Raw genomic sequence first — 26561 nt, 5'->3', positions numbered from 1 at the left:
GGCGGAGACCCCCGCCGCTGAGGGTGCTCCCGCCGAGCCGGCTGTTATCGAGACGTCCGCCGGTGCGGATGTTGCCGCACAAGAGGGGCCCGAGACCGTGGCTGACCAGGTGGCACGCACCGAGCCCGCGGGTGACGACGCCGACGGCCAGGTAGCCGGGGACACCGCCCCCGGTTCGGCTGGCGTGGTGAATGGGCACGGATCGCCGGTGGCGCGCTGAACGGAGTGGCGGATTGCTTCGGGACCGCGGAGTTGCGGGCCGGAGTGCTTGCCGCCTGGCGGGATTCGCCGACCCGGTTGCGGGAGGACAGTGCCAGTGAGGCCGATCTGGTGGCCGCGGGGTATCGGGATCGGTTGCTCACCGAGCTCGCGCAGAACGCGGCCGACGCGGCGGCGAAGGGCGGGGTCGGCGGGGAGCTGACCGTCCGGGTGCTGGACGGGCGGTTGCACATCGCGAATACGGGTGCGCCGCTGGATGTCCCGGGGGTGCACGCGCTGACGGCGCTGCGGGCTTCGGGGAAGAGCGAGGCCGCGCAGGTCGGCCGGTTCGGGGTCGGGTTCACCGCGGTGCGGACCGTGGGTGACGAGATCGAGGTGCGGTCGACCACGGGTTCGATCCGCTTCTCGCGGGCCGCGACCCTGAATGCTTTGCACGACATCGGAATCACGATCCCGGACGATCTCGCCACCATCGTGCCGCCGGTCCTGCGCCTGGCCTGGCCGGTGCCGACCACCCCGCCCGCCGGCTCCGACACCGAGATCGTCATCCACCTGCGCGAGGACATCGACGCCGAAGCCCTCCTCGACACCATGCGTGCCGAGGCCCCCGACCTGCTGTTGGAACTGCCTGCCCTGCACCGCATCCGGATCGGCACCGACGAATTCACCAGCACCGTCACCGATCTCGGCGACCTCACCGAACTCGCCATCACTCTCCCCTCCGGAATCACCCGCCGCTGGTGGCAATTCCGCACCGAGCGCGCCCGCTGGCTGCTCCCGCTGCGCGACGGCCGCCCCGTCCCGGCGGCCCCGGATGTCCTGCGCGCCCCCACCCGCTCCGACGAGGAACTCTCCCTCCCCGCGATCCTGGTCGCCGATCTCCCCATGCAACCCGACCGCCGCCGCCTGCTCCCCGGCGCCCACCTGACCGAAACCGTCACCGGCTACGCCGATTTCGCCCGCGCCCTCCCGCCACGCGACCGGCTCACCCTCGTCCCACCCCCCGGCTTCGCCCGCAGCGAGACCGACGCCCTGCTCCGCGAAGCCGTCATCACCGAACTCCGCACCAACACCTGGCTTCCTGTCTGCCCCACCCCCGCCGCCGCACCGCCGGACCTCCTGGCTCCGGATGCCGCCAGTGCCACGGCAGACCCATCCGAGTCCGCTACTCGCGCCGTCGAATCATCCAGCGGCGCAGGCGAACCGCGAGGCAGGCGGACTGATGATGTGGCGTCTGGAATCCCCACCCGCACCACCGTCTTCCCCGACCTCACCCCGGAACTCGCCGATCACCTCGCCGAAATCACCGGCCCCCTGGTCGTCCCCGAACTCTCCGGCCGCGAGCACCAAGAACGCCTCTCCGTCCTCGACGTTCACCGCCTCGGCCCGGCCGCCCTCGCCGAGTCCACCAGCGGCCTGGATCGCGAACCCCGCTGGTGGCAGCGCTTCTATGCCGCCCTGGAACCCTTCGTCACCGATTCCCGCATCGCCGAGGAACTGGGTGCGCTCGCGGTCCCGCTGGCCGACGGCCGCGTGGTGACCGGTCCGCGCACCGTCGTGCTCGACGATCAGCTCACCGTCGCCGTCCCGGTGCACTGGGCCCGCCTGGTGCATCCGGACGCCACCCACGCCCTGCTGGCCCGGCTGGGCGCCCGCAGCGCCTCGGCCGACGACCTGCTCGCCGACCCCGGTCTGCGCGACCTGCTCGACCAGGACCCCGCCGACCCGGACACCGTCGCCGCCGTCCTGCGGCTGGCTCCGTTCGCCGCACCGCACGAACTGCCCAGCTGGCTCGGCCTGCTCGAATTGCCCGACGACACCGGCGAATTGCGCCCGGCCGACGAACTGCTGCTCCCGGATGCCCCGTTGGCCGAGGTCCTGGCCGACGATTCATCGTTCGGTACCGTCGCCGACGCCACCGTGGCCGAGTACGGCGAACAGGCCCTGCGCGCGATCGGCGTCGGCTGGGATTTCGCGGTGCTCACCGACCCGGACCCGGTCGGCCCCGACCACGATCTCGACGATGAGAACACCTGGTGGGACAGCCTTTCCGAGGATCCACGCACCCTCACCGCGGTCCGCGACCTCGACCTGGTCGACGACCGCCGCTGGGCGAACGCGCTGCAACACCTGCTCGCCGAACCCCGCACCCGCGCCCTGCTCGCCGATCGCGACGGCTACACCGCGTGGTGGTTGCACCAGCATGCCCACCTCGACGATGTCCCGCTCGGCCGCCTGCGCCATCCCGACGACGCCGAATTCGCCGGTCTGCTCCCGGCTTTCCCCGCCGCGGGCTTCGACCCGCGCGACCTGGACGCCCTGCGCCCGCTGCTGGTCCGCCCCGAGGTGATGACCGCGGCGTTGGCCGAGGAACTTCTCGACGCCCTCGCCGATCCCGCGCGCACCCCGGCCACCGATGTCGTCGCCCGCACCCACACCCGCCTGGCCGCCGCGGTCGCCGACGGCGCGCTCGACCCGCGCGATCTCGACCTCCCCGAGCAGGTTCGCGCGCTGTCCGGTGCGGTCGTCGCGGCGAGCACGGCCATGGTGCTCGACCAGCCCTGCTTCGGTCTGGTGGTCCCGCCGCAGCGTCTGGTGGCTGGTGCGCACGCCGAGGCGCTGGCCGCGCTGCTGGATCTGCCGCTGGTCTCCGAGGAGGTCAGCGCCGAAGTCCTCGGCGCGGGCAGGCGGACCACCTGGGCCGCCGACCCGCTGGGTGTGGTGTTGGCGCAGCTGTGGTCCCCGCCGGACACCGCCGGCGATCTGGTGCTGCACGAGACCCTGGAGGTGCATCTGCGCGGTGCGCTGACCGGCACCGTGCGGGTGCCGTGGTGGTGCACCGACGACGCGGTGCACGTGCAGGTGCCGCGCGGCTGAATCAGGCCGCGTGCGAGGTGATCATCGCGGCGAGCAGGTCGAGCTGGGTCTGCACCGACTCGCTGTCGTCGTCGACCAGCCAGCGCAGCACGATGCCGTCGATGACCGACAGCGCGAAGCGGCTCAGGTCGGTGACGGGGGTGGTCCAGGTGGTCTGGGTGGTATCGCGGCAGTGGTCGAGCACGTCGGCGACGGTGCTGTCGTTGAACCCGTACTGTTCGCGCGCGATGGCGATCTTGGCGGGGGTCGCCTCGCCCTCACGCAGCGCGTAGGTGGTGGTCTCGTAGGTGAGCAGCTGACGTTCCGGAGTGGCTTCGATGTTGCGCCACATCAGTTCCAATGTGTCGCGCACCAATTTCTGAAGCGCTTCTTTTCCGGTTCCCGTGTCGGCCCATACCGACTCTTCGGCGTCGACGGAATCGCGCAATTCGATCGACAGCGCTTTGACCAGCTCGGTCATCAGCGCGTCCTTGTTTTCGAAACAGTAATGCACCACTCCGAGCGAGACGCCGGCCGCTTGGGCGACATCACGCGTGGTCACGCCCGCCACGCCCTTTTTCTCGGCGAGACCGATCGCTGCCTCGATCAGGTGGGCTCGTCGTTCTTCGACGCTCAATCGGGAGGACACGTGAGCGAGTTAAGCGCTCGCGTCGCAAACAGTCAATTCGCCGGACCGCGGGAAAATCCTGGACATATGACCAGTTGATGTGGTTGTCTCCGTACCGGAAGTTGCGAAGGAGTCGCCTGATGCCCGTGTCCCGCCGCACCGTACTCACCGCCTCGGCGCTGAGTGCCGCCGTCGCGCCCCTGCTGCCCACGCTGGGAGCGGCTGTCGCGCAGGCGAATCCCCTAGCAGAAGAATTCGAATTCGGAATGGGAATCGGCGATCTCACCGGTCCCGCCGCGGAATGCGGCATGATGGGCTACTCGCAACTCGACCAGGCCACGGCGGGAATTCATCTGCGCCCCCGCGCCAGGGCCTTCGTCATCGGCGCGGGCGACAATCGCGTCGCCTACGTCGCGGTGGAGAACGGCGCGGTGTTCGGGTCGGTGCATCGCGGCGTGCTGCTCGCGCTCGCCGAACGTTTCGGCGACCGATACACCGAGCGCAATGTCGTGCTCACCTCCACGCATACCCACGCCAGTTGCGGCGGTTCGGCGCACGACTACGCCTACACGCTGGCGACGCTGGGCTTCCAGCAGCAGGTCTACGACGCCGAGGTGGCCGGGATCGTGGAGGCGATCGTCGCCGCCGACGCCGATGTCGCGCCGGGCAGTATCGCGCTGGGGCGCGCGGAATTGCACGATGCCAGCGTCAACCGCTCGCGCGTCGCCTTCGAGCGCAACCCGGCCGCCGATCGCGCGGTCTTCCCCGACGCCGTCGACCCGGCGGTCACCACCCTGGTCTTCCGGCGCGGCGGCCGCGAGGTGGGCGCGCTGACCTGGTTCGCCACCCACAACACCTCGATGACCAATGCCAACCGCCTGATCAGCTCGGACAACAAGGGCTACGCCAGCTACGCCGCCGAGCAGCTCGAACACGGTGTGCGCCACCTCGACGGCCCGCCCGGCTATGTCGCCGCGTTCGCGCAGACCAACGCCGGTGACATGTCACCCAACCTCGGCCTCACCCCGGGCAACGGCCCGACCACCGACGAGTTCGACAACACCAGGATCATCGGCGAACGCCAGTACAGCGCGTCGAAAACAGCAGCGCGCCAAGCGGTCACGATGCCGGGCCGGGTCGGCGCGATGCTGTGCTACGTCGACCTCGCCGATCTCGCGATCGACGGACGCTACACCCCCGACGGTGCACCCCGGCGCACCGCACCGGCGGCCGCTGGTGTCTCACTGGCGGCGGGCAGCGTCGAGGACGGACCCGGTCTGCCGGGCGGCCCGATCCCCGAGGGTGTGCGCAATCCGATGATCGATTTCCTCGGCGGCATCGACCATCCGCACCCGGCCTGGCTGGCCGACGCACAGGCGCCCAAGGCGATCTTCGCACCGCTGGGCCTGCTGCCGCCGGTGCCGTGGGTGCCGAATGTGGTTCCGGTGCAGCTGGTTCGGCTCGGCGAGCTGTATCTGGCCGCGGCCGGCGCGGAATTCACCATCGTCGCCGGGCTGCGGGTGCGGCGCGCGGTGGCCGAGGTGCTCGGCGTCGGGGTCGAGCAGGTCCTGCTGCAGGGTTATGCGAACGGCTACCACGAGTACGTGACGACGCCGGAGGAGTACGACGCGCAGCAGTACGAAGGCGCCTCGACCCTGTTCGGGCGCTACACCCTGTGCGGCTATGTGCAGGAATTCACCAGGGTGGCACAGGCATTCGTCGCCGGGGCGGCCATCGGCCGTGGGCCGGCGCCGCGCGATGTCTCCGGCTTGCAACCGAACTTCGCCACCGTGCCCGGCCCGGACGCGACGCCACCGGGGCGCGGCTTCGGTGACGTCATCGAACAGCCGGTCGCCACGGCGCGCGGACACCGGGTGGCCGCCGAATTCGTCTCGGCGCACCCCAAACACAATCCACGCCGCGGCGACACCTTCCTGACGGTGGAACGGCGCACGGGCGCGGGCGCGTGGGTGCGGGTGGCCAACGAGGGGGAGTGGGATGTGCGCTTCCACTGGCGCTCGGGCGGCGCCGCGGTCTCGATCGCCCGGTTCACCTGGGACATCCCGGCCGCCGCCGAGCCGGGCACGCACCGTTTCGTGCACTACGTCGACGTGCTGGGGACCGACGGTGCCCTGCGTCCGGTCGTCGGAACGAGCGCGGAGTTCGAAGTCAGCGCCTAATCGGTCTGCAGACCCACCTGGGCGCCCTTGTCGCCGCGGCGGGCCGAGCGTCGCTGGAGCAGGAAGATCGACGACCCGAGCGCACCGACCACCAGGCCCATCACGCACACCGGCCGGGCCTCCGCCAGGGCCGGGACCAGCCACGACAGTGCGGTAGCGAGGATCCATGCGGCGAAACCGATCAGCACCACCGGCCGCGGATCGACCAGGAAACGAGGCAGCTGCGGAATCTCAGAGGTGACAGGTCCGGCTTCCATACCCAAACAGTAGCCGCGTGAAACCCATTCCGGGAGCCGCACGTACCGTAGAGTTCTGCACTGTGACGATGCCCTCCGACGTCCGCGCCCTGGCCGGTGACCTCTCACTGGCCGTCGTGCGGCTCACGCGACACCTGCGCGGTCGGCGTACCGACGCGCAGATCTCGCTCACCCAGCTGTCGGCCCTGGCCACGCTGGCCCGAGATGGCGCGATGACGCCCGGTGCGCTGGCCGGCCGCGAACGAGTCCAACCGCCGTCGATGACCCGCGTCATCGCCTCGCTCTCCGAACTCGACCTGGTGCACCGCCGCCCGCATCCGACCGACGGCAGACAGATCATCGTCTCGCTCACCTCCGCCGGTCGCGCCCTGATCGACGACGAGACCCACGCCCGCGAGGCCTGGATGACCGCACAGCTGTCCGGGCTGAACCCCGAGCAGCTCGCGGTGCTGGATCAGGCCGTGGAGATCATGAACCAGATCGTCGCCGGGTCGGAGTGATCAACCCTGCGCTCGCGCGTCGTCGGCCGGTACCACCTCGTGCCCGAGCGGGAACAGCGACAGCGGAACCAGTTTGAGATTTGCCCACGCGAACGGCAGCCCGATGATGGTGACCGCCAGCGCGAGACTGGTCGCGATATGCCCGATCGCCAGCCAGATCCCCGCGACGACGAACCAGATCACATTGCCGATCAGCGAACCGGCGCCCGCGCTCGGCTTGTCGACCACGGTGCGCCCGAACGGCCACAGCACATAGCCAGCCAGGCGCAGCGAGGCGATGCCGAACGGGATGGTGATGATCAGGACGAAGCAGATCAGCGCCGCCAGCAGGTAGCCCAGGGCCATCCAGAAGCCGCACAGCACCACCCAGAGAATGTTCAAGATCAACTGTACGAACTTCATGCTTCCAGCATGCCAGGATGAGCGCGTGGCCGCTGTGATAGACATCGACGATCCCGCCGACCCCAGGGTCGACGATTTCCGTGATCTGTCCTCCGCCGACCGCAGGCCCGACCTGCCCGGCCGCAAAGGGCTGGTGATCGCGGAAGGCGTCGTGGTGGTGCAGCGGATGCTCGGCTCCCGATTCGCCCCGACCGCCCTGCTCGGCGTCGCCAAACGCTACGAGGCCCTCGCCGACGACCTCGCCGGCCGCGACATCCCGTACTACCGCGCCACCGCCGAGGTGATGGCGCAGGTGGTCGGCTTCCACCTCAACCGCGGCGTGCTCGCCGTCGCGCCGCGACCGGCCGAACTCACCCCCGCCGCGGTACTCGCCGGCGCGCGCACGGTAGCCGTGCTCGAAGGCGTCAACGACCACGAGAACCTGGGCTCGATGTTCCGCAACGCCGCCGGACTCGGCGCCGACGCGGTGTTGTTCGGTGACCGGGTGGCCGATCCGCTCTATCGTCGGGCGGTGCGGGTGTCGATGGGACATGTGTTGCGGGTGCCGTTCGCGAGCCTGCCGTCCTGGCCGGACGGGCTGGAACTGCTGCGCGAGCGCGGTTTCCAGATCATCGCGCTCACCCCGGATCCGGCGGCGGTGAACCTGGCGACCGCCATGACAGGGGAACGGGTGGCGCTGCTGCTCGGCGCCGAAGGACCCGGACTCACCGAGGAGGCCATGCGCGCCACCGATGTCCGGGCGCGCATCCCGATGTCACCGGGCACCGATTCACTCAATGTCGCCACCGCGGCCGCGATGGCGTTCTACGAACGGGTGCGGACCTCGTGAAGCCCGACGGTCCCTATCGCGCGCAACCGGATTCGGTGCCCTGGGCGGCGGGCGGCACCGTCACGGTGCTGGTCGCAGTGCTCGCCGCGGTCGCGGTATACGCCTTCGGGTCCGCGCTGGCCGCCATCCATCCGCTGCTCGCCATCGTGGTCAACGTGGTGGCGGCGGTCGGTGTGGCGCCGACGGCGTGGCGGTGGCGGTACACACCGGTGGTGCGCTGGGTCCTGGCCGGGGCCGCGGCCGGGCTGGTCCTGGGGTGGCTTGCCGTGCTCGTCGACGGGCTCAGCGGCTGGCTGTGATCACCGCCCGCGCAACCAGCCGAACAGCCCGCGCCGCGGCGCCGCATCCGGGCGCGGGGCGGGTTCCGGCGCGCGGCCTTTCGGATACAGCGTGAACCCGCAGACCGCCAGCGAACCGGGCGACAGCTCGGCGTGCCCGGCGCCGCGATAGCGGAAACCGAGCCATTCGTCATTGGCCGCGTCGGCGAAATCCGGCGGATCGAACGGCAGCGACTGCGGTTCCGGATGATCCCCACCGAGCCACGGCACCGGATGATCACCCGCCCAATACGGCCGCTCCCACACCATCGGCAGCCCCTCGTTCTCCAGGATGTCGACTCTGGTCGAACTGAACGAGCGCCGGAATTCGCCACGCTCCCAATGCGCGAACGCACCCCAGTGCACCGTCGCATCGAACGACACCAGGAACGTGTGCTCGGAAGCCAGCGGCCGCACCAGCAGATCCGGCAGCTTGGTCGGCTCGACCAGCGCGGCCTCGGCCGTGCACACCACGGTGAGTCCCGGATAGCAGCCGATGTAGACCTCGTTCCGGTCCGGCGCCGCGCACCCGTCCAAGGTGCCGATCATGATCGGCCGGACATCGTGCTCGCAGTACAGCTGCCCCGCGAGCGCGGCGGCGGCCGCCGGGTCGGGATCGGGACGTTCCTTCAACACCGCGACAGGATCCGCGGTATCGACATACCAAATTGAAGAAACCACTGCGCAGTTCCGCCTCTCCGCGTTTTTTGGCCAGACTTGGGTGCGGGGGGCTTTGGGTCGGCGGCCGGCGGAGTCGAGTCGGCTGGTTAGCCCGTTCCCGGTGAGTTACCCATGTGCTTGCGTGCTGCTGTGCCCGCGTGCGCGGTGGCCTTTCAGTGGCCGGAGCTGCGGACGCCGAGGAGGACGTCTTCCCAGGAGGGCATGGGGGCCTTGCCGCGCTTCGGGCGGGTGGGCTTCGGGGTCGGCTTTTCTGCTGCCGGCTCTTCCGGGGTCGGTCGTTCCTGCTGGGCCGCCGGCTGAGGCTGGGGCGCGGGGGTAGGGGTGGCCGGGATCGGGGCCGCTGGGACGGCAGGGATCGGGGCCGTGGGGACGGCGGCGGCCGGGATCGCCGCGGCGCCACCGCCTGCCGCGACCTGGCGCTGCTCGTAGTACTCGTCGAGCGTGGGCTGCGGGCGGGCGGTCGGGCGCGCGGTCGGCGTGAGCTGTTCGCGCGGACGCGGTTCCACCGGGATCGGCTGTTCGACGACCGGCGCGGCCGGCTCGGCGGGCAGGATGGTGGCCAGCCCGCGCAGCGCGCGCCCGAAATCGGGATCGATCAGGTCGGTGGCCGGATCGTCGAGCGGGGAGACCGAACCGCCGTGCGCGTCGGGCTGGTAGCGCCAGTGCGCGGCGATCTCGGAATGACCGTGCCGCCACTGCAATTGCGCGACCCAGAAACCCTTTTCGTCTTTCCAGGCGTCCCACTCGGCCTGTTCGATGGTGTGGCCGCGCTCGGCGAAGGCCGCGGTGACGATCTCGTGCAGCGTCTCCACCGCGGGCCCGTCGGGGCGGACCGGATGCGCCTTCTGCGCCAATTCGGCGGCGCGAGCACGCTCGAGCAGCACCGGGTAGGCGAAACGTTCGACTTTGGTGGCGGGCATGCCGGATTCCGCCTGGACCTGCTCGACGGACGCCCCGGCTCGGATACGGGCCTGGATATCGCGAGGACGCATGGACGCCTCCGTTTCGATCTCGATCTGGCCGAATCGTGCGAGGTCGCCGCGCGCCGCTGCGCGGAGCTTGTCGTCGGCGGGCAGCCGGAACTTGGTACCGGACTCGATGTCGCTGCACACGATGTGCGTGGAGTCGGGCGTCACCCCGATCACTCGAAGTTCACGCACCGTTACCTCCTTATCGCGTCGGCTACGACACCGCCCACTTTCCTAGACAGTAGTGCACATTACTTGCCCGCGGCAGCAGACACGCACGCCGAAATCGCGCACGGGGGCTCCCGGTCCGGCTAATCTGAGCGGCTCCCCACCCGAATTCCGGTCCTGTGCAGGCATTTTGGTGATGGATCAACATCATTTAGCAATGCTCGCGAATGCAAATTTTGCGAACTCACACAAAGGGCCGGTGTGTCGGCGAACGTAAAAGTTCGCCGGCACACCGGCGGAGATTGCGGTCTTATCTCAGAGCTGGCCGACGACCCAGTCGATCGAACGGGTCAGCTGCGAAACATCTTCCGGATCGATCGCCGGGAACATGCCGACGCGCAGCTGGTTGCGGCCCAGCTTGCGGTAGGGCTCGGTGTCGACGATGCCGTTGGCGCGCAGGACCTTGGCGACCTGGGCGGCGTCGACCGCGTCGTCGAAGTCGATCGTGCCGACGACCTGCGAGCGGTGCGCCGGATCGGTGACATACGGGGTGGCGAACGAGCTCGACTCGGCCCAGGTGTAAAGGCGCGAGGACGAGTCGAGGGTGCGCTTGACGGTCCAGTCCAGGCCGCCGTTGGCGTTCATCCACTCGATCTGGTCGGCGAACAGCAGCAGGGTGGCCAGCGCCGGGGTGTTGTAGGTCTGGTCCTTGCTGGAGTTGTCCACAGCCACCGGCAGCGACAGGAACTCCGGCGTCCAGCGACCCGATTCCTTGATCTCGGCGACACGAGCGAGCGCGGCCGGGCTCATGATCGCGATCCACAGGCCACCGTCGGCGGCGAAGCACTTCTGCGGGGCGAAGTAGTAGACATCGGCGTCGGCGATGTTCACCGGCAGGCCGCCCGCGCCGGAGGTGGCGTCGATGGCGATCAGCGCGTTCTCCGAACCGGCCGGACGCGACACCGGGATGGACACACCGGTCGAGGTCTCGTTGTGGGCCCAGCCGATGAGGTCGACGCTCGGGTCCGACACGGGCTCGGGCGCGCTGCCCGGCTCCGACGACACCACGATCGGGTCACCGATGAACGGGTTGCCCTTGGCGACCGAGGCGAACTTCGAGGAGAACTCGCCATTGGTCAGGTGCAGCGAACGCTCGCGGATCAGGCCGAACGCGGCAGCGTCCCAGAACGCGGTGGTGCCACCGTTGCCGAGCACGACCTCGTAGCCCTCGGGCAGCGAGAACAGCTCACGCAGGCCGTTGCGAACGCGCGCGACCACGTCCTTGACCGGCTTCTGGCGATGGGAGGTGCCGAACACCGAGGCGCCCACAGTCACCAGGGACTGCAGCTGCTCCGGGCGGACCTTGGAAGGGCCGCAACCGAACCGTCCGTCGGCGGGCAGAAGGTCGGCGGGAATCGTCGGGAAGGCACTGGTCATGCGGGCGAGTTTAGTGGTCGCGGGATCGCCGTGGTGGTGGTGGGTCAGCGCCTGTGAGGCGCACCACGCGCCACCGGTTACCGGCGGGTCGGGGCTGGGCGCGCTCGACGGTTCGCGGAGTGCGGGGAATTTGCCTCTGTGAGCTGGCCGATCGGTCTACTCTTCCGGGATGAGCCTTGTAGTGGCCGACTCGGGGTGGGGCCTGGTCGACCGGATCGCGTGGGCGTTGGGGCGGCGACCGGGGTTGTTGTCGGAGGGGGCGCGGCGGGAACTGCTGATGAGAGGGTTGCCCGCGGTGGCGACGGTGCTGTCGGTGCGGTCGCGGCGCGGTGAGGGCGGGCATCGCTTCTCGCTGCGGGTGCAGGTACCCGACGAACTCGCCTACGACGCCCGGGTGCGGCAGCGGGTGCGTAGCCAGGACCTGGAGTGGATGCAACCCGGCGACTCGGTGGGCTGCCGCGTCGACCCTGGCGACCGCGACCGCGTAGTGCTGTTCGTCCCCGAGACCCCCGAGACCGGCCGCAAAGCCGCCGCCAAGATCCTCGCCAACGGCCGCCGAGCCGAGGCCACAGTCCTCGCGGTCGCCCCGATCGCCGCCGACTACACCGGCCGCGACGACCCGGTCCTGCGCCTCGACCTCGAACTACGCGCCTGGGACGAACCGACCCCATGGCGAGTCCGCCTGATCCAGCCGGTCCCCCTGGCCGCGATCGGCTACCTCGAACTAGGCACCCGCCTCCAGGCCGCCTTCTTCACCGTCGACCGCGGCCACTCCGTCGCAATCGATTTCTCCGCACTGTCCTGAGCCGCGGCCCTTGGTATCATTCGAATGAATCGATCGATGTTTCGAAACGTTCGAATCGCTGAAGGAGGTGCCATGGTCGCGCAACCGCTCGAAGAGCGCACGTTCTTACCTGACGACGGCGGAAGTCTGGCGCCTGTCATGAGCTTCCTGGAAGCGCATGAGCGCCGGTGGGGTGCCGCGGCGAAGCCGAGCTATGCGTTGGTGGGCGCGGACGAGGGCGATCGGATCGAACTTCCCGCCGATGTTCATCAGGCCCTGAAGCAGGTGGTCGCGGCATTGTTGGCAGGTCGGGCCGTCACCATCGCGCCGCACAGTATGACCTTGACATCGCAGCAGGCAGCCGATCTGCTCGGCGTCAGCAGGCCCACTGTGAAACGGCTCATCGAAAAAGGCGAGCTGCCCGCGCAACGGATCGGCACCCGGCACCGGCTACAACTCGACGACGTTCTCGACTACCGCGAGGTCCGCCGTCGCCGCCAATACGACGCGCTCGCCGAAACAGCCGTCGACATCTCCATCGAAGACGACCCTGCCGACATCGAGCGCCACCTACGCGAGGCACGACGCCTGGCGGCGGAACGGCACAGGGGCAAGCGCAACGACTGAGGGGGAGCGGCGGTGTTCGCGGTACTCGAGTCGCGTTTCGACGATGCCCTGGTGGTGAATTGGGAGCCGCACGAAGGCACTTTCGGGCTTCCCGACCCTGATGACGAGCATGTAGTTGCGGCCGCGGTCGTCGGTGGAGCCGACACGATCGTTACCCAGAATCTGCGAGATTTCCCGGCCGACCACCTGCCGGACGGGCTATCTGTGCGCTCGGCAGCACAATTCGCCGCCGACACGGTCGCGGTCTCGCCGGAAACTGCGGTGTTTGCGCTGCGCACCATGCTCAGTCGATACCGGAACCCAGTTGTTGCGGAGGAAGACGCGCTGAAGATCCTGGTGTCGCGCTACCGGGTGTGGGCCAGTGCTCCGCCCTTCAGGGCGGGGGTGAAGGCCCACGCGGGAGGCTCCCGGGGCCGAGCGTGCCCGAGACCGGACTATCCTGTCGGACTCTTCGGGTAGGCTCGAAACGTGCAGCTCCGGTACAACTTCCGCGTCTACCCGACGCCTGGCCAGCGGATCGCGTTGGCGCGGGCGTTCGGGTGCGCGCGGGTCGTGTACAACGACGCGCTCGCGGCACGAATGCACGCCTACCGGTCCGGTGCGCCGCGTCTGTCGGCCGGTGAGCTGTCGAAGCGGTTGACCGAGTCGAAGAAGTCGCCGGAGCGTGCGTGGCTTGCCGAGGTGTCGTCGGTGGTGTTGCAGCAAGCCCTCGCCGATCTCGATACCGCGTACCGCAACTTCTTTGCCTCGGTGACCGGAAAGCGGAAGGGCGCGCGGGTGGCGCCGCCGAGGTTTCGTTCCCGCAAGGACAATCGGCAGTCGATCCGGTTCACCCGCAACGCGCGTTTCGCGGTCACCGACGGCGGGAAGCTGCGTTTGCCGAAGGTCGGGGACGTGGCGGTCCGTTGGTCGCGGGTACTGCCGTCGGAGCCGTCGAGCGTGTCGGTCGTCAAGGATGCGGCGGGCCGCTATTTCGCGTCGTTCGTGGTCGAGGTGAACCCGGAGTCGTTGCCCGGCATCGACGCCGAGGTGGGTATCGATCTGGGACTGGCGACGTTCGCGGTCTGCTCGGACGGCAAGGTCATCACCTCCCCGAAGTTCTTCCGCCGTGCCGAACGACGGTTGCGGAAAGCGCAACAGGGCTTGTCCCGCAAGGACAAGGGTTCGAAGAACCGGGCAAAGGCACGCCTGCGGGTCGCCAAGGTCCACGCGAAGGTGGCCGACGCCCGGCGCGACTTCGCGCATAAACAGTCCACGGCCCTGATTCGTGAGAACCAAGCGGTCTATGTCGAGGACTTGTGTGTGAAAGGTTTGGCGCGGACCCGGTTGGCGAAGTCGGTGCATGATGCCGGGTGGGGCATGTTCACCCGCATGTTGGAGGAGAAAGCCGCCCGGTATGGGCGGGTAGTGGTGAAGGTGGACCGGTTCTTCCCATCGACGCGCACATGCTCGACGTGCGGTGTGGTCGGGGAGAAGAAGCCGCTGCATGTCCGCATGTGGGCCTGCCCGTGTGGGGCGGTCCACGATCGTGATCTGAACGCTGCCAAGAATATCCTCGCCGCTGGACGGGCGGAGAGGTTAAACGCTTGCGGAGGGATGGTAAGTCCTGCCGCGTAGCGGGAGGCATGTCCCTATGAAACAGGAACCCACCGAGAGCGCCCGTGCGGGTGCTGGTAAGAATCCTCGGCCCTAGGCCGGGAAGGACGTCAAGGGATGGATGCTGCCGTCGACCTTCTACAGTCAGCGAATTGAGCGGACGACTGCACCACTGCCCGAGCGCAACGAGGGGTCAGCGGGTGCCGGGGTGCGTCACGGTGCGGACGTCGAGAAGGCCTGGCAAACCGGAGAAGTCCTTGGGGTTCACCGTGTAGAGCGGCAGCCGGTGCACCGACGCGATGGCGGCGATCATCAGATCGATGCGGCGCGGCTTGGGATTGCGCCCTGCGGTGAGTACCGCCGCGATGATGTGCCCGTAACGCCGCGCTGCCCGGGTGTCGAAGGGGAGAGGATCGAACAGGGCCTCGGCGTTCTGGAGCCGCTCGATCCTGGCCGCCCGCTCGGTCGCGTCGGCGGCGTAGTGCGGGCCCGCTGCCAGCTCGGCCATGGTGACCGCGCTGATCACCAGTTCGGCGGGCAGTTCGGACGGCTCCAATTCGTCCAGCAGAATCACCACATTCGTATCGACGAGGCCGCGCGATTCCGCATCCATCACTCGCCCTCCTGGGCGAATTCGCCGCGCCGGTAGGCGCGATCGTAAGGGTCGTACAGTGAGTCGTCGATGGTGCTCTCCGCGTCGGCGGACCATGTTTCGCTCGAGGCAGGCAGGCCGGCGAAAGCCGCCAGTACTTCGTCGCGGGGCACAGCGATGCGCCGTCGCTGATGCCGATGCGGAATCAGATCGGCGACCGGTGTTCCGTCCACGGTGATCGTGTAAGACTGGCCGCTGCGAACATCACGGAGCACCCTGCTCGCGTCATTGCGCAACTCCCGCTGCGGAATCTCTGGCAACTCGGCCGGTGTGCTCATTTCTCCAGGTTAGCCGGTGTGCTACAGCAAAGCTACGGTGTCGCTACATGCGGTCATTTCTCCAGCGTCGCCACAAGGAAGTCGGTCTGGTCGCGGACCACGCGGTCGAAATCCGCTCCGGCGCTGAGTGCGTCGAGATGGTCGATCGGGTAGTGGCGCAGCGTCGCTCGGGGTGCGCGTTCGGCGGCTCGCAGGATCGGTCGCTGGGGAACGAGGGTGTCGTTGTCGGCGACACAGACCAGCAGGGGACAGCGGACCTTGCCGGCGACCCGGACCGGGCGGAACGAGCTCGCACGCAGGAACGGGCCTGCGCAGACTTCGTTGCGCCATCGCGATCCCGCGCCGAGCGCGCGGTCGAGGCCCGGCCGCGCACTCGGCTGCGTGAACACCCGGACCGTGCCCGGCGCGCCGACGATGGGCACCCGTACGGTGGACCGCCCGAACCGGTCACGCACGGCGTTGACCAGCAGCCGGGCGTTGTTGCGAGGATCGCTCGCCATGGCGAAAGCGAGCCCGTCGACCATCGGGAACAACGCCACCGCCGCGGCGATCCGCGGATCGTCGGCAGCCACACGGACGACCAGCCCGCCACCGTTCGAGAAGCCCCAGACCGCCACTCGGCGGCCGTCGACCATGTCGAGGTCGCGTGCGAAGGCGATGGCGGCGGCGAGGTCGGCTTGTTGGCGCCGGTAGTCGACGAGCTGGCGAGGTTCGCCGGAGCTGTCACCGAGATGACGGAAGTCGAAGGTCAACGCCGCGAGCCCGGCGGTGGCGAAGTGCTCGGCGAACCGGGGCAGTCCGTCGCGGCGGGTGAGGCTGAAGCCATTGCACAGCACAACGCACCCGAGCCGTTGACCCGGCGCGCGCCGTGCCGGCAGATACAGCGTCGCCGCGCACCGACCGTTTCCGGAGCGAAAATAGAGCTCGGCCATGTCACACCACCCCGACCGGCCGTTCACGACGGCCGAGGACTCGCCGCGCGACCGACGGGCGGAACAGCGCGGTGGGTGGGTCGACCATCCCCGCGACCCGCAGGAACGCGACGGTGAGGTCGCTGTCGTGTGCGGCGGCGGCGTGCAGGCGGCGGATATAGGTGTTGACCAGGCGCACAGCCGGGGTGCGTTTGCCCGTGACACCGGCGAAGGCGAGGTCGCCGCCCGCGGCCATCTGCCATGGCACCTCGGCCGCCGCGGCGACCTTGCGCATCACCCGGCGCGCGTGCGGGAGGCGGGGGCCGGACAGGGCCTCGCGCAGGGCGAGGGCTTCCATGGCCGCCACGCTCATCCCCTGCCCGTAGATCGGGTTGAAGCTGCACAGCGCGTCACCGAGGACGAGCAGCCGGTCCGGGTAGCGGGCGAGCCGCTCGTAACGGTGCCGCACGCTGGCCGGGAACCGGATGCGCACGGGCTCGCTCACCGGTTCGGCATCGCGCACCGCCTCGTAGATATCGGGGACCGCGAACGATCGCGCGTACTCGAGCAATTCGGCGACGGTGCCGGGCGGCCGGTCGCCCAGCAGTCCCATCAGCGTCAGGATGTGGCAGCCGTCCTCGATCTCGGCCAGCGCACCGCCACGGGAGTGTCCCGGTGCCGGCGGTGCCAGGATCGCGTGATCGCCGTCGAGTGCGCCCGCGCGCAGGCGCAACACCACGGTCGCGTAGGCGATATCGGCGCTGACCTGCGCCACGGCGGGTTCGGGGTAGCCGAGCGCGGCCAGCCAGCGCGGGGTGCGGGAACCACGGCCGGTGGCATCGACCACCAGGTCGGCCGGGATCATCTCGGCCGCGCTGCCGTCGACCCGGCCGATCACCTCGACACCGGTGACCCGGTCGTCGCTCGCGCACAACCCGACCACATCGTGCCGGTCGGCGAACACCACAGCTGGCAAGGACCTGACCCGTTCGCGCACATAGTTTTCGATCAGCGGCCGGGTAGCGCTGATCACCGCCGTGCCACCCGCTGCCTGGCGCAGCCGGTACCCGTTCAGATACATGCGCGCGTCACCGGACTGGTCCAGCGCAGGCGCGCCGCGGTCGGCGAGCTCGGCGCTGAAACCGGGAAACAGCTCGTCGAGGATCTGCTGGCCGCGACCCATCAGCGCGTGGATATGGCGGCCCTGCGGCACCCCGCGACGTTGCGCGGGCTCGGCCGGCAGCTCATCGCGTTCGATGACGATCACTTCGCCGAACCGCTCGGACAGTACCCGTGCGGCGAGCAGCCCCGCCATGCTCGCGCCGAGCACGACAGCGCGGTCGGTGGAATCGGTGATACCCATGTCGTCCTCCTCGGTCATCGCGAAGTGTGTCCGCGATGACTGCTCGGTCGACAGGCCAGAAGCTGCTCAGTTGTGCTCGGTGCAGGCGAAGCCGTGCACGTCGCGTTCCCACAACCAGGCGACCACCCCGCTGAGCCCCTGGCTCAGGTGCCGCCGATAGGTGCTGAACGGCAGACCGAGCAGCGCGGCCGCCGACTCCTGGGTCGCCGCCGGACGCAGATAGGTACGGTCGAGCGCGCGCAGCTGTTTGTCGGCGCGCGCGTCCGCGCCCAGTGCGGTGATCGCGTCGCGGAGCAGTCGTTCGACGGCTGCGGCGTCCGGTTGCCCGGCGGTGTAGTCGTGCAGCAACCTGGTGCGCAGCAAGGGATTTCGGGCCAGCGCGCTGGGCGTGCGCAGGTCGTGCAGTGCTTGTTTGACCGCTTGCGCGAACTCGGGCTGGGAGAGCACCAGCAGGTCAGGGCCGGTCGGTGCGGCCGGGCTGAAGTCGCGGGCCAGCGCGCGTTCGGTGACCAGCTCGAGCCAGCTGTCGACCGGCACCCGCCGGAAATCGTGGGCGAACAGGCCGTACCGGCGCCCGCCGACCACGAAATCGGCGCCGGTGGCGCGGGGCAGGTCGGCGACGGCGAAATAGTCGTCCCAGCGTTCGGGTTCGGCCAGGGTGAGCAGATCCCAGGCCAGGTTCGGTGTGCGCAGATAGTGCTGCATGGTCAGCACCGGTGTGGCGTTGAGGGTAGGGGAGGGGTCCTGATACGCGGTGCGGTCGATGATGAACCTGGTCTGGGTCACCACCTCACCCGGCCGCAACGGCTGGGCGCCGGTGGCGAAGGCCAAGGCTGCTCGCGCGCCGGGGTCGGCGGCGATCTCGGCCGGGTCGGCGGCGGTGAGATCGAGAATCACCAGCAGCCCTTGGACATCGTGGTTCTGGTCGCGCAGCACATGGAACCCACCGGGCTGCCGATCGAACCAATGCCCCGCGATGGCCGCGGACTCCGCGCCCTCCGCCGCCGCGACCAGCTCGACCACGGTGCCGCGCTCGCCGGGCGTGGCGGGTTCGGGATAGGCGCAGCCCCACGATTCCCAATCGACCGGCGACAGCACACCGGGCAGATTCCGGAAGACGAACTTGAGATCGAAGATGGCCCGCTGCTGTGTCCGGCCCGTTGTACCGCGCAGCACGCTCCGGATATGGGTCCAGACACCGTGGAAAACGCGCTGATAACTGTCGATATCGCGCCAGCGCAACTCCGCGTCGAGCACATCGCGGGCCAGTTCGTGCGGGTAGAGGCCATCGCTGCCCGGATACACGAACGACAGTTCACGCAACCAGCCGAACAGCGCGTTCGCGTCGCCGGGGCCGAGCACATCGCGCAGCAACGCCTCGGTGGTCACCCGCGCCAGGGCGCACACCTCCAGCGCCTGCCGATGCCGATCCGACGGCACCACGTCCACGAATCGGCGCAGCAGGGTCGTCACCAGATCCGGCGACAGCGGATCGTCGGGCAGTTCCGCGTCCCTGGCATGCAGGTCGGTGAGCAAGGCGAGCCCGAGCGGATGACCATGGCTCACCCCGGCGATCCGATCCCACCGCCGCGCGTCCACCCCCTGCACCCGCAGATACTCCCGCGCCTGGACCGGACTCAAATTCCGCAAGGCCACCACCCGGAACAATTCCCCCAACCCCGTCTCGGCCCGCCACCCCGCATCCGGCGGCTGTCGCCCCGCGATCACGGTCAGCGCCGTCGCGGGCAGCCGAGGCAGCAACCGGCGCCGCACCCAGTCATCCACCGGCGCCAGCCGCTCATAGGTATCGATCAGCAACACCAACCGCCCACCCACCTCGGCCGGCACCGGGCCCACCGCATCGAGCACCTCCCCCGGCACCGGCGCGACCTCACGCCCATCCACCCGAACCACCGCCGCCCCGGCCGCCTCCGCTATCCCCGCGAACATATCCAGCAGACTCGATTTCCCGATCCCACCCGGCCCATGCAAAAACAACACCGAAAACAGCGACTCCTCGCTGTCGAGCGCCCCCTCGAACAACGCCAGCTCAGCGCCCCGCCCCACAAAACTCCGCCGCCGCCGCGCGGCAAGCACATCCCCCAGCACCCGACCTTCCGGTTCCGCTGCCATATGAGCCGATTCTACGGCGACACCAACCGCGCGGCGCCTGCACTTGATGCCGAGAGTCGGGCGGGTTCGGACTGATCAGCGAGCCGGATCGGCGATGGCTCCCAGCGGTGGGGCGCCAAACGGTGGCGTCAGCGGGTGAGGTCTGTGAAGGCTATGTCGCCGATGATCACGTGCTCCATGCGGAGGAGCCCATCGCGGTGTATCTGGTGCAGGCGGTATTCGCGGGCGTGGGCGTCGAGACGGAATTCCAGCACCTCGGCGATATCGAACTTCGTATCGAGCATGACGACAAGGTAGAGCGGGATTCCGACTCGCGCGTACTGGGCCTTCTTGTCGAGCAGGTCCTCGGCCGCGGTCGACGGTGACGATACTTCGACCACGATCAGCGCGTCGCTCGCCTTTGGCTTGTCTCCCGGTTGATCCAGGCATCGGTACACCGTCACGTCGGGTCGCCGGAAGGTGAATTTCGGGACGCGCCACAGCACTACATCGATGTCGGTCTCGGCGCGGAGACACGGTTCGGTGGTCGGCAGATCTTCCATGGCGCCCGCGAGGCGGCGGGCGACGCGGTTGTGTTCGGGCGTCGGCGATTCGCAGACGATGACGTGGCCGTGCACCACCTCGATCTCTCGCGAGATCTTCTCGGGAAGCCGGCGGTACTCGTCTTCGGTCATCACGTGCGGCAGCGAGTCCATGGCCTGGATCGTCATGGGCCGAGCCTACCGACCCGGTCCGCGCTCACAGTTCGACCAGGTCCAGATCGGTCTGAGCGAAGTCGTCGCCGATGCAGAGCAGCGGTTCGCCCGCGGCCCACGCCACCGCGTAGGTCAGACAATCCCCGAAGTTCAACGCCGCCGGGTGCCTGCCCTTTCCGAACCGGAGAAAGGCGGTTTGCGCTGCTCGCCAGTGCTCGGCGCTGAACGAGACGACCTCGAAGTCTCGTTCTTGCAAAAAGGCGGCCAGGAGAGCCTTCCCGAGCGGACCGACCTTGTGTGTGAGGACAAGGCTCGTCTCGACCAGTGTCGGGGCGCCGATCCGGCACACCGCGGCCGCGCCGATCTCGCGGCCGAGCTGCTCGCCCGCGGGTTCGCCGAGGATGCACGCGACGATCGCCGAGCTGTCGATGATCACACGCCACCAGGCCCGTATCCGAGGATCTCCTCGCGTTCGGTCTTGGTGACAGCGACACCGAACACCTCCCTGGGCAACTGGGGCCAGATCTGCGAACGCAGGAACCCGACGAACTGCTCGCCGCCGTCCTGGCGCCCGGTCGGTCGGCCGAGTCGTTCGAGCTGATCATGTAAGGCCATCCGAACAGCCGCGGTCTTGCTCATCCCGGTCCGCGCGGCCAACTCCGCCGCCAGCCGCTCTGCTTCCGGGTCCTTGATATTCAGCGCCATGGTGTAATGGTACCTTCTTGGGAGGATGGTACCAATGCTGCGTCGACCAGTCGCTGAATAGCGAAAGGCAGGGCGGCGGCCGGGGTGGGTCAGCGGGCGATGGTGGACCAGCCTGCGACCTGTTCGGGGGTGCGGGGGCCCGGGCCGGTGTAGATGGCGGCCGGGCGGACCAGTTTGCCGAGCTGCTTCTGTTCGAGGATGTGTGCGCACCAGCCCGCGGTGCGGCCGCAGGTGAACATGGCGGGCATCATGTGTGCGGGCACCTCGGCGAAGTCGAGGATGACCGCGGCCCAGAACTCGACGTTGGTCTCGATGGCGCGGTCGGGGCGGCGTTCGCGGAGTTCGGCGAGGGCGGCCTGTTCGAGGGCCGCGGCGACCTCGAAGCGGGGGGCGTCGAGGCGCTGGGCGGTGGCGCGGAGCACGCGGGCGCGCGGGTCTTCGGCGCGGTAGACGCGGTGGCCGAAGCCCATCAGCTTTTCTTTGCGGTCGAGGATGCCCTTGACCAGTGCCCGTGCGTCGCCGGTCTTTTCGACCGCTTCGATCATCGGGAGCACGCGAGCCGGTGCGCCGCCGTGCAGCGGGCCGGACATGGCGCCGATCGCGCCGGACAGCGAGGCCGCCACGTCGGCGCCGGTGGAGGCGATGACGCGAGCAGTGAAGGTGGAGGCGTTCATGCCGTGCTCGGCGGCCGAGACCCAGTAGGCGTCGATCGCCTCGGTGTGGCGCGGGTCCGGGTCACCCTTCCAGCGGGTCATGAACCGCTCGGTGACGGTGGTGCACTCGTCGATCTTGCGCTGCGGAACGGCGGGCTGGTAAATGCCGCGCGCGGACTGGGCGACGTAGGACAGCGCCATCACCGAGGCGCGGGCCAGGTTCTCGCGGGCGGTCTCGTCGTCGATGTCGAGCAGCGGCTCGTAGCCCCAGATCGGGGCGAGCATGGCCAGGCCGGCCTGCACGTCGACGCGCACGTCACCGGTGTGCACCGGCAGCGGGAAGGGCTCGGCGGGCGGCAGGCCGCGGCCGAACTCGCCGTCGACCAGCAGGGCCCACACGTCGCCGAAGGTGACGCGGTTGGTCACCAGGTCTTCGATGTCGACGCCGCGATATCGCAGCGCGCCACCATCCTTGTCCGGCTCGGCGATGTCGGTGGTGAAGGCCACCACGCCTTCCAATCCGCTGACGAAATCCTGTGGTACCGAGCTGGCAGTCATGGTGACTCTCCTTGCAGGGGCATGCCGATCTTCCTGAACGATAGTCCTGCGCATACCCGCTGGTAACCTCGCCCCCGGCCCGCCACGGCTCCGCGTGCCCGCCGCGCTCGCGTACCGTCTGTCCCCATGCGTGACCCGGAACCCGCGGCACCCGCCGACCTCGCCGCGATGCGCGTGGACTACGGCGATCCCCTCTCGGTCCCCGCCGCCGAAGCCGACCTCGACGAGAGCTGGGTGGCAGGCGGCTGGGAACCGTTGCTGCGCCGCTGGATCGATCAGGCCAGGAGCCTGGGCGTGGCCGAACCCAACGCGATGGTGCTGGCCACGGTCGCGCTGACCGGCCCGGTCCCGCGCCCCGTCGCGCGCACGGTGCTGTGCAAGGGGCTCTCGCCGGCGGGCGTCACCTTCTACACGAACTACGACTCGGCCAAGGGCGACCAGCTCGCCGCCGACCCGTACGCCGCCGCCACCTTCGTCTGGCCTGCGCTCGCCCGCCAGGTGCACGTGCGTGGGCGCACCGAACGGGTACCTGCCGAGGTGACGCTGGCCTACTGGCAGTCCCGTCCGCGCGAGTCGCGGCTGGGCGCGTGGGCCTCGCAACAGTCGCGCCCGGTCGGTTCCCGCGCCGAACTCGACCGCGCGCTGGCCGAGACGACGGCCCGCTTCGCCGAGGTCGACGACATCCCCGTGCCCCCGCACTGGGGCGGCTACCTGCTGCGCCCCGACGAGGTCGAGTTCTGGCAGGGCCGGCACGGCCGCCTGCACAACCGGATCGTCGTCCGCGTCGACGGCGAACACACCGCGGTCGTGCGATTGCAGCCGTAGCAAGAATAAATCGTGGGATCTTTCCGCGCCGAACGCTAACGTGCCGTGAGTGAAGCTGCTCGCTGATACCGAACCTCTGCGTAATCGCGACTATCGCAGGCTCTGGACCACCAATATCGTCACGGTTGTCGGTGCGCAGTTGTCGGTGGTCGCGGTGCCGCAGCAGATCTTCCAGATCACCGGTAGTTCCGGGTATGTGGGGCTGGCTGGGCTGTTCGGGCTGGTGCCGCTGGTGGTGTTCGGGCTGTGGGGTGGTGCGCTGGCCGATGTGATGGATCGGCGGACCCTGCTGATCATCACCACCGCGGGTACGGGGGCGACGGCGGTGGCGTTCTGGGTGCAGGCCGCGCTCGGGATGAGCAATGTGTGGCTGGTGCTGGGCCTGTTCGCCGTGCAGCAGGCCTTCTTCGCGGTCAACCAGCCGACCCGCAGCGCGGCCATCGCGCGGTTGCTGCCGCCGGAACAGATCGCCGCGGCCAGTTCGCTGTCGATGACGGTGCAGAACGTCGGCATGATCGCGGGCCCGGTGCTGGCCGGTCTGCTCATCCCGGTGCTCGGCCTGCCCACGCTGTATCTGCTCGACGCCATCGCCCTGCTCGCCACCCTGTGGGCGGTGACCAAGTTGCCGTCGTTCCCGCCGACCGGCGATCAGCGCCGGGCCGGGCTGCGCGCGGTGATCGACGGCTTCCGCTACCTCACCGCCCAGCGCATCCTGCTCGCCTCCTTCGTCGTCGACATCATCGCCATGGTCTTCGGCATGCCGCGCGCGCTGTTCCCGCAGATCGCGCACGAGACCTTCCACGACCCGGCCGAGGGCGGCGTGGCGCTGGGCCTGCTGTTCGCGGCCATCTCGGCGGGGGCGGTGCTGGGCGGGGTGTTCTCCGGCTGGGTGCCCCGGATTCGCAGGCAGGGCCTGGCGGTGATCGTGTGCATCGTGATCTGGGGCGTGGCCATGGTCGGCTTCGGCCTGGCGGTCGGGCTGACCGGGCACCTGTTCGGGCTCGGGGTGTGGTTGTGGATCGCGGTGGCGTTCCTGGCGCTGGGCGGCGCGGTCGACATGATTTCGGCGGCTCTGCGCACGGCGATGTTGCTCAATGTCTCCACCGACGAGATGCGCGGACGGTTGCAGGGGGTGTTCATCGTGGTCGTCGCAGGTGGGCCGCGCATCGGTGATGTTGCCCACGGTTTCGCCGCGGCCAGTCTGGGTACCGCTGTAGCTGCCGCGGGCGGTGGTGTGCTGGTGGTGATCGGCGTGGTGCTGGCCGCTCTGGCCTTCCCCGCGTTCGTGCGATACCGGGTCACCCGCGCACATGCCGTCCGGGTGGCCGAACAGCCAGTCCAGGAGCCGAAAGTGTGACTGCGGTAGATTTGTGCCGACCTCACCGCGCAGCGGTCCGAGTGTGAGGAGAACGCATGACAACCCTGATTGCTACTCCCCGGTCGGCAGGAGTTAGCGTTACATCAAGCGCGCCGCTGCCGACCGCATCGGCGCCTTCGGTTCGGCGCCGGGTTTCAGGGCTCGGCGAGAATCTCAACTAGCCTGAGAGGGATCCTTCCGTGCCCGCTGAGAACATCACCAACGTCGCCGACGCCAAGGCGGTACTGCAGTACCCCGGTGGCGAGTTCCCGATCTCGGTCACCACGGCCGCGGAGGGCAACGACGGACTCGACCTGGGCAAGCTGCTGGCCAGCACCGGTTACGTCACCTATGACCCCGGCTTCATGAACACCGCGTCGACCAAGTCGGCCATCACCTACATCGACGGTGAAGCGGGCATCCTGCGCTACCGCGGCTACCCGATCGACCAGCTGGCCGGCCGCTCGACCTTCATCGAGGTCAGCTACCTGCTCATCTACGGCGAGCTGCCGACCCAGGCCCAGCTCGACGACTTCACCGATCGCATCCGCCGCCACACCCTGCTGCACGAGGACCTGAAGCGGTTCTTCGACGGCTTCCCGCGCAACGCGCACCCGATGCCGGTGCTGTCGTCCGCGGTGAACGCGCTGTCGGCCTACTACCAGGACTCGCTTGACCCGCGCGACCCCGAGCAGGTCGAGCTGTCCACCATCCGCCTGCTGGCCAAGCTGCCCACCATCGCGGCCTACTCGTACAAGAAGTCGGTCGGCCAGCCGTTCCTCTACCCGGACAACTCGCTGAGCCTGGTCGAGAACTTCCTGCGGATGACCTTCGGCTTCCCGGCCGAGCCCTACGAGGTCGACCCCGAGATCGCCGCCGCGCTCGACATGCTGCTGATCCTGCACGCCGACCACGAGCAGAACTGCTCCACCTCGACGGTGCGCCTCGTCGGCTCCTCCGACGCCAACCTGTTCACCTCGGTGTCCGGTGGCATCAACGCGCTGTGGGGCCCGCTGCACGGTGGCGCCAACCAGGCCGTGCTCGAGATGCTCGACGAGATCAAGGCCAACGGCGGCGACGTCAAGGAATTCATCCGCAAGGTCAAGAACAAGGAAGACGGCGTGAAGCTCATGGGCTTCGGGCACCGCGTCTACCGCAACTACGACCCGCGCGCGACGCTGGTCAAGCAGGCCGCCGACAAGATCCTGTCGAAGATCGGCGGCGACGACCAGCTGCTCGACATCGCCAAGCAGCTCGAAGAGGCCGCCCTCACCGACGACTACTTCGTCTCGCGTCGCCTGTACCCGAACGTCGACTTCTACACCGGCGTCATCTACCGGGCCATGGGCTTCCCGACCCGCATGTTCACCGTGCTCTTCGCCATGGGCCGCCTGCCGGGCTGGATCGCGCACTGGCGGGAGATGCATTCCGAGCCGCTCAAGATCGGCCGTCCGCGCCAGATCTACACCGGCTACGGTGAGCGCGACTACCTTGATATCGGTACTCGCTGAGCGGCGACCGCCGACTCTGCCCACAACCACGTTCTCCGCGCGAGCGGGGATGACCCTAGGATAGCCGAATGACCAAGCCGGAGATCGAATTCCAGGAGGGCCCCGCGCCCACCGAGCTCGTCATCAAGGATCTCGTCGTTGGCGAAGGCGCCGAAGCGGTGCCCGGCGGCACCGTCGAGGTGCACTACGTCGGCGTCGAATTCGACACCGGCGAGCAGTTCGATTCTTCGTGGGACCGCGGCGAGGCCATCGTCTTCCCGCTGCGCGGCCTGATCCAGGGCTGGCAGGACGGCATCCCCGGCATGAAGGTCGGCGGCCGCCGCCAGCTGACCATCCCGCCGGAGCTCGCCTACGGCAAGGCCGGTTCCGGCCACGGCCTCTCGGGCAAGACCCTGGTCTTCGTGATCGACCTGCTCGCCGCGAACTGACCTGCTGAACGAAACTGTTGCCGGGTTCCGATTTCGGAGCCCG

General features: G+C 69.0%; 28 protein-coding genes. 13 read left to right on the top strand and 15 right to left on the bottom strand.

The genetic code is table 11. The features are described 5' to 3' along the window. Positions 1-225: 225 nt before the first annotated feature. Entirely contained in the window at positions 226-3096 is a 2871-nt protein-coding gene (locus tag ACFXK0_RS06135) for a sacsin N-terminal ATP-binding-like domain-containing protein (protein ID WP_379408738.1), read from the top strand. Between the two features lies 1 nt (position 3097). Here the strand turns inward: ACFXK0_RS06135 and ACFXK0_RS06130 are convergent, their stop codons facing one another. Further along, entirely contained in the window at positions 3098-3724 is a 627-nt protein-coding gene (locus ACFXK0_RS06130) for a TetR/AcrR family transcriptional regulator (RefSeq protein WP_379408736.1), read from the bottom strand. 119 nt (positions 3725-3843) lie between these two features. Here ACFXK0_RS06130 and ACFXK0_RS06125 point away from each other — a divergent pair, with 119 nt between their 5' ends. Next, positions 3844-5883 (top strand): neutral/alkaline non-lysosomal ceramidase N-terminal domain-containing protein, encoded by a 2040-nt coding sequence (locus ACFXK0_RS06125; RefSeq protein WP_379408735.1) that lies wholly within the window; start codon positions 3844-3846, stop codon positions 5881-5883. On the opposite strand, the gene ACFXK0_RS06120 is transcribed toward ACFXK0_RS06125, so the two are convergent. Beyond that, positions 5880-6140, bottom strand: coding sequence for a DUF2530 domain-containing protein (locus ACFXK0_RS06120; protein ID WP_379408734.1), 261 nt, complete (start codon positions 6138-6140; stop codon positions 5880-5882). The genes ACFXK0_RS06125 and ACFXK0_RS06120 overlap by 4 nt on opposite strands. A gap of 68 nt (positions 6141-6208) precedes the next feature. Between ACFXK0_RS06120 and ACFXK0_RS06115 the strand changes: the two genes are divergently transcribed. Further along, positions 6209-6640: a MarR family winged helix-turn-helix transcriptional regulator gene (locus ACFXK0_RS06115; protein WP_379408796.1), complete on the top strand. Its 432-nt coding sequence runs from the start codon at positions 6209-6211 to the stop codon at positions 6638-6640. On the opposite strand, the gene ACFXK0_RS06110 is transcribed toward ACFXK0_RS06115, so the two are convergent. Then, a complete protein-coding gene (locus tag ACFXK0_RS06110) occupies positions 6641-7042 on the bottom strand; it encodes a YccF domain-containing protein (protein WP_379408733.1) in 402 nt (133 codons plus the stop codon). Positions 7043-7067: 25 nt separating this feature from the next. Between ACFXK0_RS06110 and ACFXK0_RS06105 the strand changes: the two genes are divergently transcribed. Continuing rightward, the gene (locus ACFXK0_RS06105; protein ID WP_379408731.1) at positions 7068-7871 is read left to right on the top strand and encodes a TrmH family RNA methyltransferase; all 804 of its coding nucleotides are present in this window, start codon (positions 7068-7070) and stop codon (positions 7869-7871) included. Continuing rightward, the gene (locus ACFXK0_RS06100; RefSeq protein ID WP_379408729.1) at positions 7868-8170 is read left to right on the top strand and encodes a DUF2537 domain-containing protein; all 303 of its coding nucleotides are present in this window, start codon (positions 7868-7870) and stop codon (positions 8168-8170) included. Before ACFXK0_RS06105 ends, ACFXK0_RS06100 begins: the two co-directional genes overlap by 4 nt. On the opposite strand, the gene ACFXK0_RS06095 is transcribed toward ACFXK0_RS06100, so the two are convergent. The 3 genes from ACFXK0_RS06095 to serC all read right to left on the bottom strand — a co-directional run bounded on the left by ACFXK0_RS06095 (position 8171) and on the right by serC (position 11442). After that, on the bottom strand, positions 8171-8869 hold the full coding sequence (locus tag ACFXK0_RS06095; protein ID WP_379408728.1) for a DUF6928 family protein: 699 nt from the start codon (positions 8867-8869) through the stop codon (positions 8171-8173). Positions 8870-9021: 152 nt separating this feature from the next. Further along, a complete protein-coding gene (sepH, locus tag ACFXK0_RS06090; RefSeq protein ID WP_379408726.1) occupies positions 9022-10029 on the bottom strand; it encodes a septation protein SepH in 1008 nt (335 codons plus the stop codon). Between the two features lie 291 nt (positions 10030-10320). Then, the gene (gene serC, locus ACFXK0_RS06085) at positions 10321-11442 is read right to left on the bottom strand and encodes a phosphoserine transaminase (protein ID WP_379408725.1); all 1122 of its coding nucleotides are present in this window, start codon (positions 11440-11442) and stop codon (positions 10321-10323) included. A gap of 169 nt (positions 11443-11611) precedes the next feature. Here serC and ACFXK0_RS06080 point away from each other — a divergent pair, with 169 nt between their 5' ends. The 4 genes from ACFXK0_RS06080 (at position 11612) to ACFXK0_RS06065 (ending at position 14470) form a co-directional block, all read left to right on the top strand. Next, complete coding sequence (locus tag ACFXK0_RS06080; RefSeq protein ID WP_379408723.1) at positions 11612-12247, top strand: hypothetical protein; 636 nt, start codon at positions 11612-11614, stop codon at positions 12245-12247. A 72-nt stretch (positions 12248-12319) separates the two neighbouring features. Further along, the gene (locus ACFXK0_RS06075) at positions 12320-12853 is read left to right on the top strand and encodes a helix-turn-helix domain-containing protein (RefSeq protein ID WP_379408722.1); all 534 of its coding nucleotides are present in this window, start codon (positions 12320-12322) and stop codon (positions 12851-12853) included. A 12-nt stretch (positions 12854-12865) separates the two neighbouring features. Next, positions 12866-13312, top strand: a complete 447-nt coding sequence (locus tag ACFXK0_RS06070; RefSeq protein WP_379408721.1) for a hypothetical protein — start codon at positions 12866-12868, stop codon at positions 13310-13312. Positions 13313-13321: 9 nt separating this feature from the next. Further along, positions 13322-14470, top strand: coding sequence for an RNA-guided endonuclease InsQ/TnpB family protein (locus ACFXK0_RS06065; protein ID WP_379408720.1), 1149 nt, complete (start codon positions 13322-13324; stop codon positions 14468-14470). A gap of 172 nt (positions 14471-14642) precedes the next feature. Here ACFXK0_RS06065 and ACFXK0_RS06060 read toward each other — a convergent pair whose 3' ends face one another. From ACFXK0_RS06060 to ACFXK0_RS06020, 9 genes are all read right to left on the bottom strand, one after another. Next, positions 14643-15062 (bottom strand): type II toxin-antitoxin system VapC family toxin, encoded by a 420-nt coding sequence (locus tag ACFXK0_RS06060; RefSeq protein ID WP_379408718.1) that lies wholly within the window; start codon positions 15060-15062, stop codon positions 14643-14645. Next, positions 15062-15379, bottom strand: a complete 318-nt coding sequence (locus ACFXK0_RS06055; RefSeq protein WP_379408717.1) for a type II toxin-antitoxin system Phd/YefM family antitoxin — start codon at positions 15377-15379, stop codon at positions 15062-15064. Before ACFXK0_RS06055 ends, ACFXK0_RS06060 begins: the two co-directional genes overlap by 1 nt. 53 nt (positions 15380-15432) lie before the next feature. Beyond that, positions 15433-16311 carry an alpha/beta hydrolase gene (locus ACFXK0_RS06050; protein WP_379408716.1) on the bottom strand — a complete coding sequence of 293 codons (879 nt, stop codon included), beginning with the start codon at positions 16309-16311 and terminating at the stop codon, positions 15433-15435. A gap of 1 nt (position 16312) precedes the next feature. Then, the gene (locus ACFXK0_RS06045; RefSeq protein ID WP_379408714.1) at positions 16313-17671 is read right to left on the bottom strand and encodes an FAD-dependent oxidoreductase; all 1359 of its coding nucleotides are present in this window, start codon (positions 17669-17671) and stop codon (positions 16313-16315) included. Positions 17672-17719: 48 nt separating this feature from the next. After that, entirely contained in the window at positions 17720-19786 is a 2067-nt protein-coding gene (locus ACFXK0_RS06040; RefSeq protein ID WP_379408713.1) for an ATP-binding protein, read from the bottom strand. A 128-nt stretch (positions 19787-19914) separates the two neighbouring features. Then, on the bottom strand, positions 19915-20496 hold the full coding sequence (locus ACFXK0_RS06035) for a Uma2 family endonuclease (protein ID WP_379408712.1): 582 nt from the start codon (positions 20494-20496) through the stop codon (positions 19915-19917). 28 nt (positions 20497-20524) lie between these two features. Further along, positions 20525-20917, bottom strand: coding sequence for a type II toxin-antitoxin system VapC family toxin (locus tag ACFXK0_RS06030; RefSeq protein WP_379408711.1), 393 nt, complete (start codon positions 20915-20917; stop codon positions 20525-20527). Beyond that, complete coding sequence (locus ACFXK0_RS06025) at positions 20914-21186, bottom strand: type II toxin-antitoxin system VapB family antitoxin (RefSeq protein ID WP_379408709.1); 273 nt, start codon at positions 21184-21186, stop codon at positions 20914-20916. Before ACFXK0_RS06025 ends, ACFXK0_RS06030 begins: the two co-directional genes overlap by 4 nt. Before the next feature lie 89 nt (positions 21187-21275). Beyond that, complete coding sequence (locus tag ACFXK0_RS06020; RefSeq protein ID WP_379408708.1) at positions 21276-22397, bottom strand: citrate synthase 2; 1122 nt, start codon at positions 22395-22397, stop codon at positions 21276-21278. A gap of 126 nt (positions 22398-22523) precedes the next feature. Here ACFXK0_RS06020 and pdxH point away from each other — a divergent pair, with 126 nt between their 5' ends. The 4 genes from pdxH (at position 22524) to ACFXK0_RS06000 (ending at position 26518) form a co-directional block, all read left to right on the top strand. Next, complete coding sequence (gene pdxH / locus ACFXK0_RS06015; protein WP_379408707.1) at positions 22524-23222, top strand: pyridoxamine 5'-phosphate oxidase; 699 nt, start codon at positions 22524-22526, stop codon at positions 23220-23222. A 49-nt stretch (positions 23223-23271) separates the two neighbouring features. Then, positions 23272-24579, top strand: coding sequence for an MFS transporter (locus ACFXK0_RS06010; protein ID WP_379408706.1), 1308 nt, complete (start codon positions 23272-23274; stop codon positions 24577-24579). A 200-nt stretch (positions 24580-24779) separates the two neighbouring features. Further along, on the top strand, positions 24780-26090 hold the full coding sequence (locus tag ACFXK0_RS06005; protein WP_379408704.1) for a citrate synthase: 1311 nt from the start codon (positions 24780-24782) through the stop codon (positions 26088-26090). A 68-nt stretch (positions 26091-26158) separates the two neighbouring features. Beyond that, positions 26159-26518, top strand: a complete 360-nt coding sequence (locus ACFXK0_RS06000) for an FKBP-type peptidyl-prolyl cis-trans isomerase (RefSeq protein WP_379408703.1) — start codon at positions 26159-26161, stop codon at positions 26516-26518. Positions 26519-26561 lie beyond the last annotated feature (43 nt).

Source organism: Nocardia sp. NPDC059177 (genome assembly GCF_042755165.1).
In the GTDB taxonomy this organism is placed as follows: Bacteria; Actinomycetota; Actinomycetes; order Mycobacteriales; family Mycobacteriaceae; genus Nocardia.
The sequence above is the reverse complement of the archived record's forward strand: the minus strand, read 5'-3'. Positions and strand labels throughout refer to the sequence as shown.

Bases quoted from the DNA above. Each gene is read 5' to 3' on its own strand.
- ACFXK0_RS06125 (WP_379408735.1), top strand. From the start codon at position 3,844: ATGCCCGTGTCCCGCCGCACCGTACTCACCGCCTCGGCGCTGAGTGCC.
- ACFXK0_RS06020 (WP_379408708.1), bottom strand. From the start codon at position 22,397: ATGACTGCCAGCTCGGTACCACAGGATTTCGTCAGCGGATTGGAAGGC.
- ACFXK0_RS06040 (WP_379408713.1), bottom strand. From the start codon at position 19,786: ATGGCAGCGGAACCGGAAGGTCGGGTGCTGGGGGATGTGCTTGCCGCG.
- serC (WP_379408725.1), bottom strand. From the start codon at position 11,442: ATGACCAGTGCCTTCCCGACGATTCCCGCCGACCTTCTGCCCGCCGAC.
- ACFXK0_RS06055 (WP_379408717.1), bottom strand. From the start codon at position 15,379: ATGAGCACACCGGCCGAGTTGCCAGAGATTCCGCAGCGGGAGTTGCGC.
- ACFXK0_RS06025 (WP_379408709.1), bottom strand. From the start codon at position 21,186: ATGGCGCTGAATATCAAGGACCCGGAAGCAGAGCGGCTGGCGGCGGAG.
- ACFXK0_RS06080 (WP_379408723.1), top strand. From the start codon at position 11,612: ATGAGCCTTGTAGTGGCCGACTCGGGGTGGGGCCTGGTCGACCGGATC.
- ACFXK0_RS06120 (WP_379408734.1), bottom strand. From the start codon at position 6,140: ATGGAAGCCGGACCTGTCACCTCTGAGATTCCGCAGCTGCCTCGTTTC.
- ACFXK0_RS06000 (WP_379408703.1), top strand. From the start codon at position 26,159: ATGACCAAGCCGGAGATCGAATTCCAGGAGGGCCCCGCGCCCACCGAG.
- ACFXK0_RS06045 (WP_379408714.1), bottom strand. From the start codon at position 17,671: ATGACCGAGGAGGACGACATGGGTATCACCGATTCCACCGACCGCGCT.
- ACFXK0_RS06115 (WP_379408796.1), top strand. From the start codon at position 6,209: ATGCCCTCCGACGTCCGCGCCCTGGCCGGTGACCTCTCACTGGCCGTC.
- ACFXK0_RS06050 (WP_379408716.1), bottom strand. From the start codon at position 16,311: ATGGCCGAGCTCTATTTTCGCTCCGGAAACGGTCGGTGCGCGGCGACG.
- pdxH (WP_379408707.1), top strand. From the start codon at position 22,524: ATGCGTGACCCGGAACCCGCGGCACCCGCCGACCTCGCCGCGATGCGC.
- ACFXK0_RS06060 (WP_379408718.1), bottom strand. From the start codon at position 15,062: ATGGATGCGGAATCGCGCGGCCTCGTCGATACGAATGTGGTGATTCTG.
- ACFXK0_RS06110 (WP_379408733.1), bottom strand. From the start codon at position 7,042: ATGAAGTTCGTACAGTTGATCTTGAACATTCTCTGGGTGGTGCTGTGC.
- ACFXK0_RS06035 (WP_379408712.1), bottom strand. From the start codon at position 20,496: ATGACGATCCAGGCCATGGACTCGCTGCCGCACGTGATGACCGAAGAC.
- ACFXK0_RS06075 (WP_379408722.1), top strand. From the start codon at position 12,320: ATGGTCGCGCAACCGCTCGAAGAGCGCACGTTCTTACCTGACGACGGC.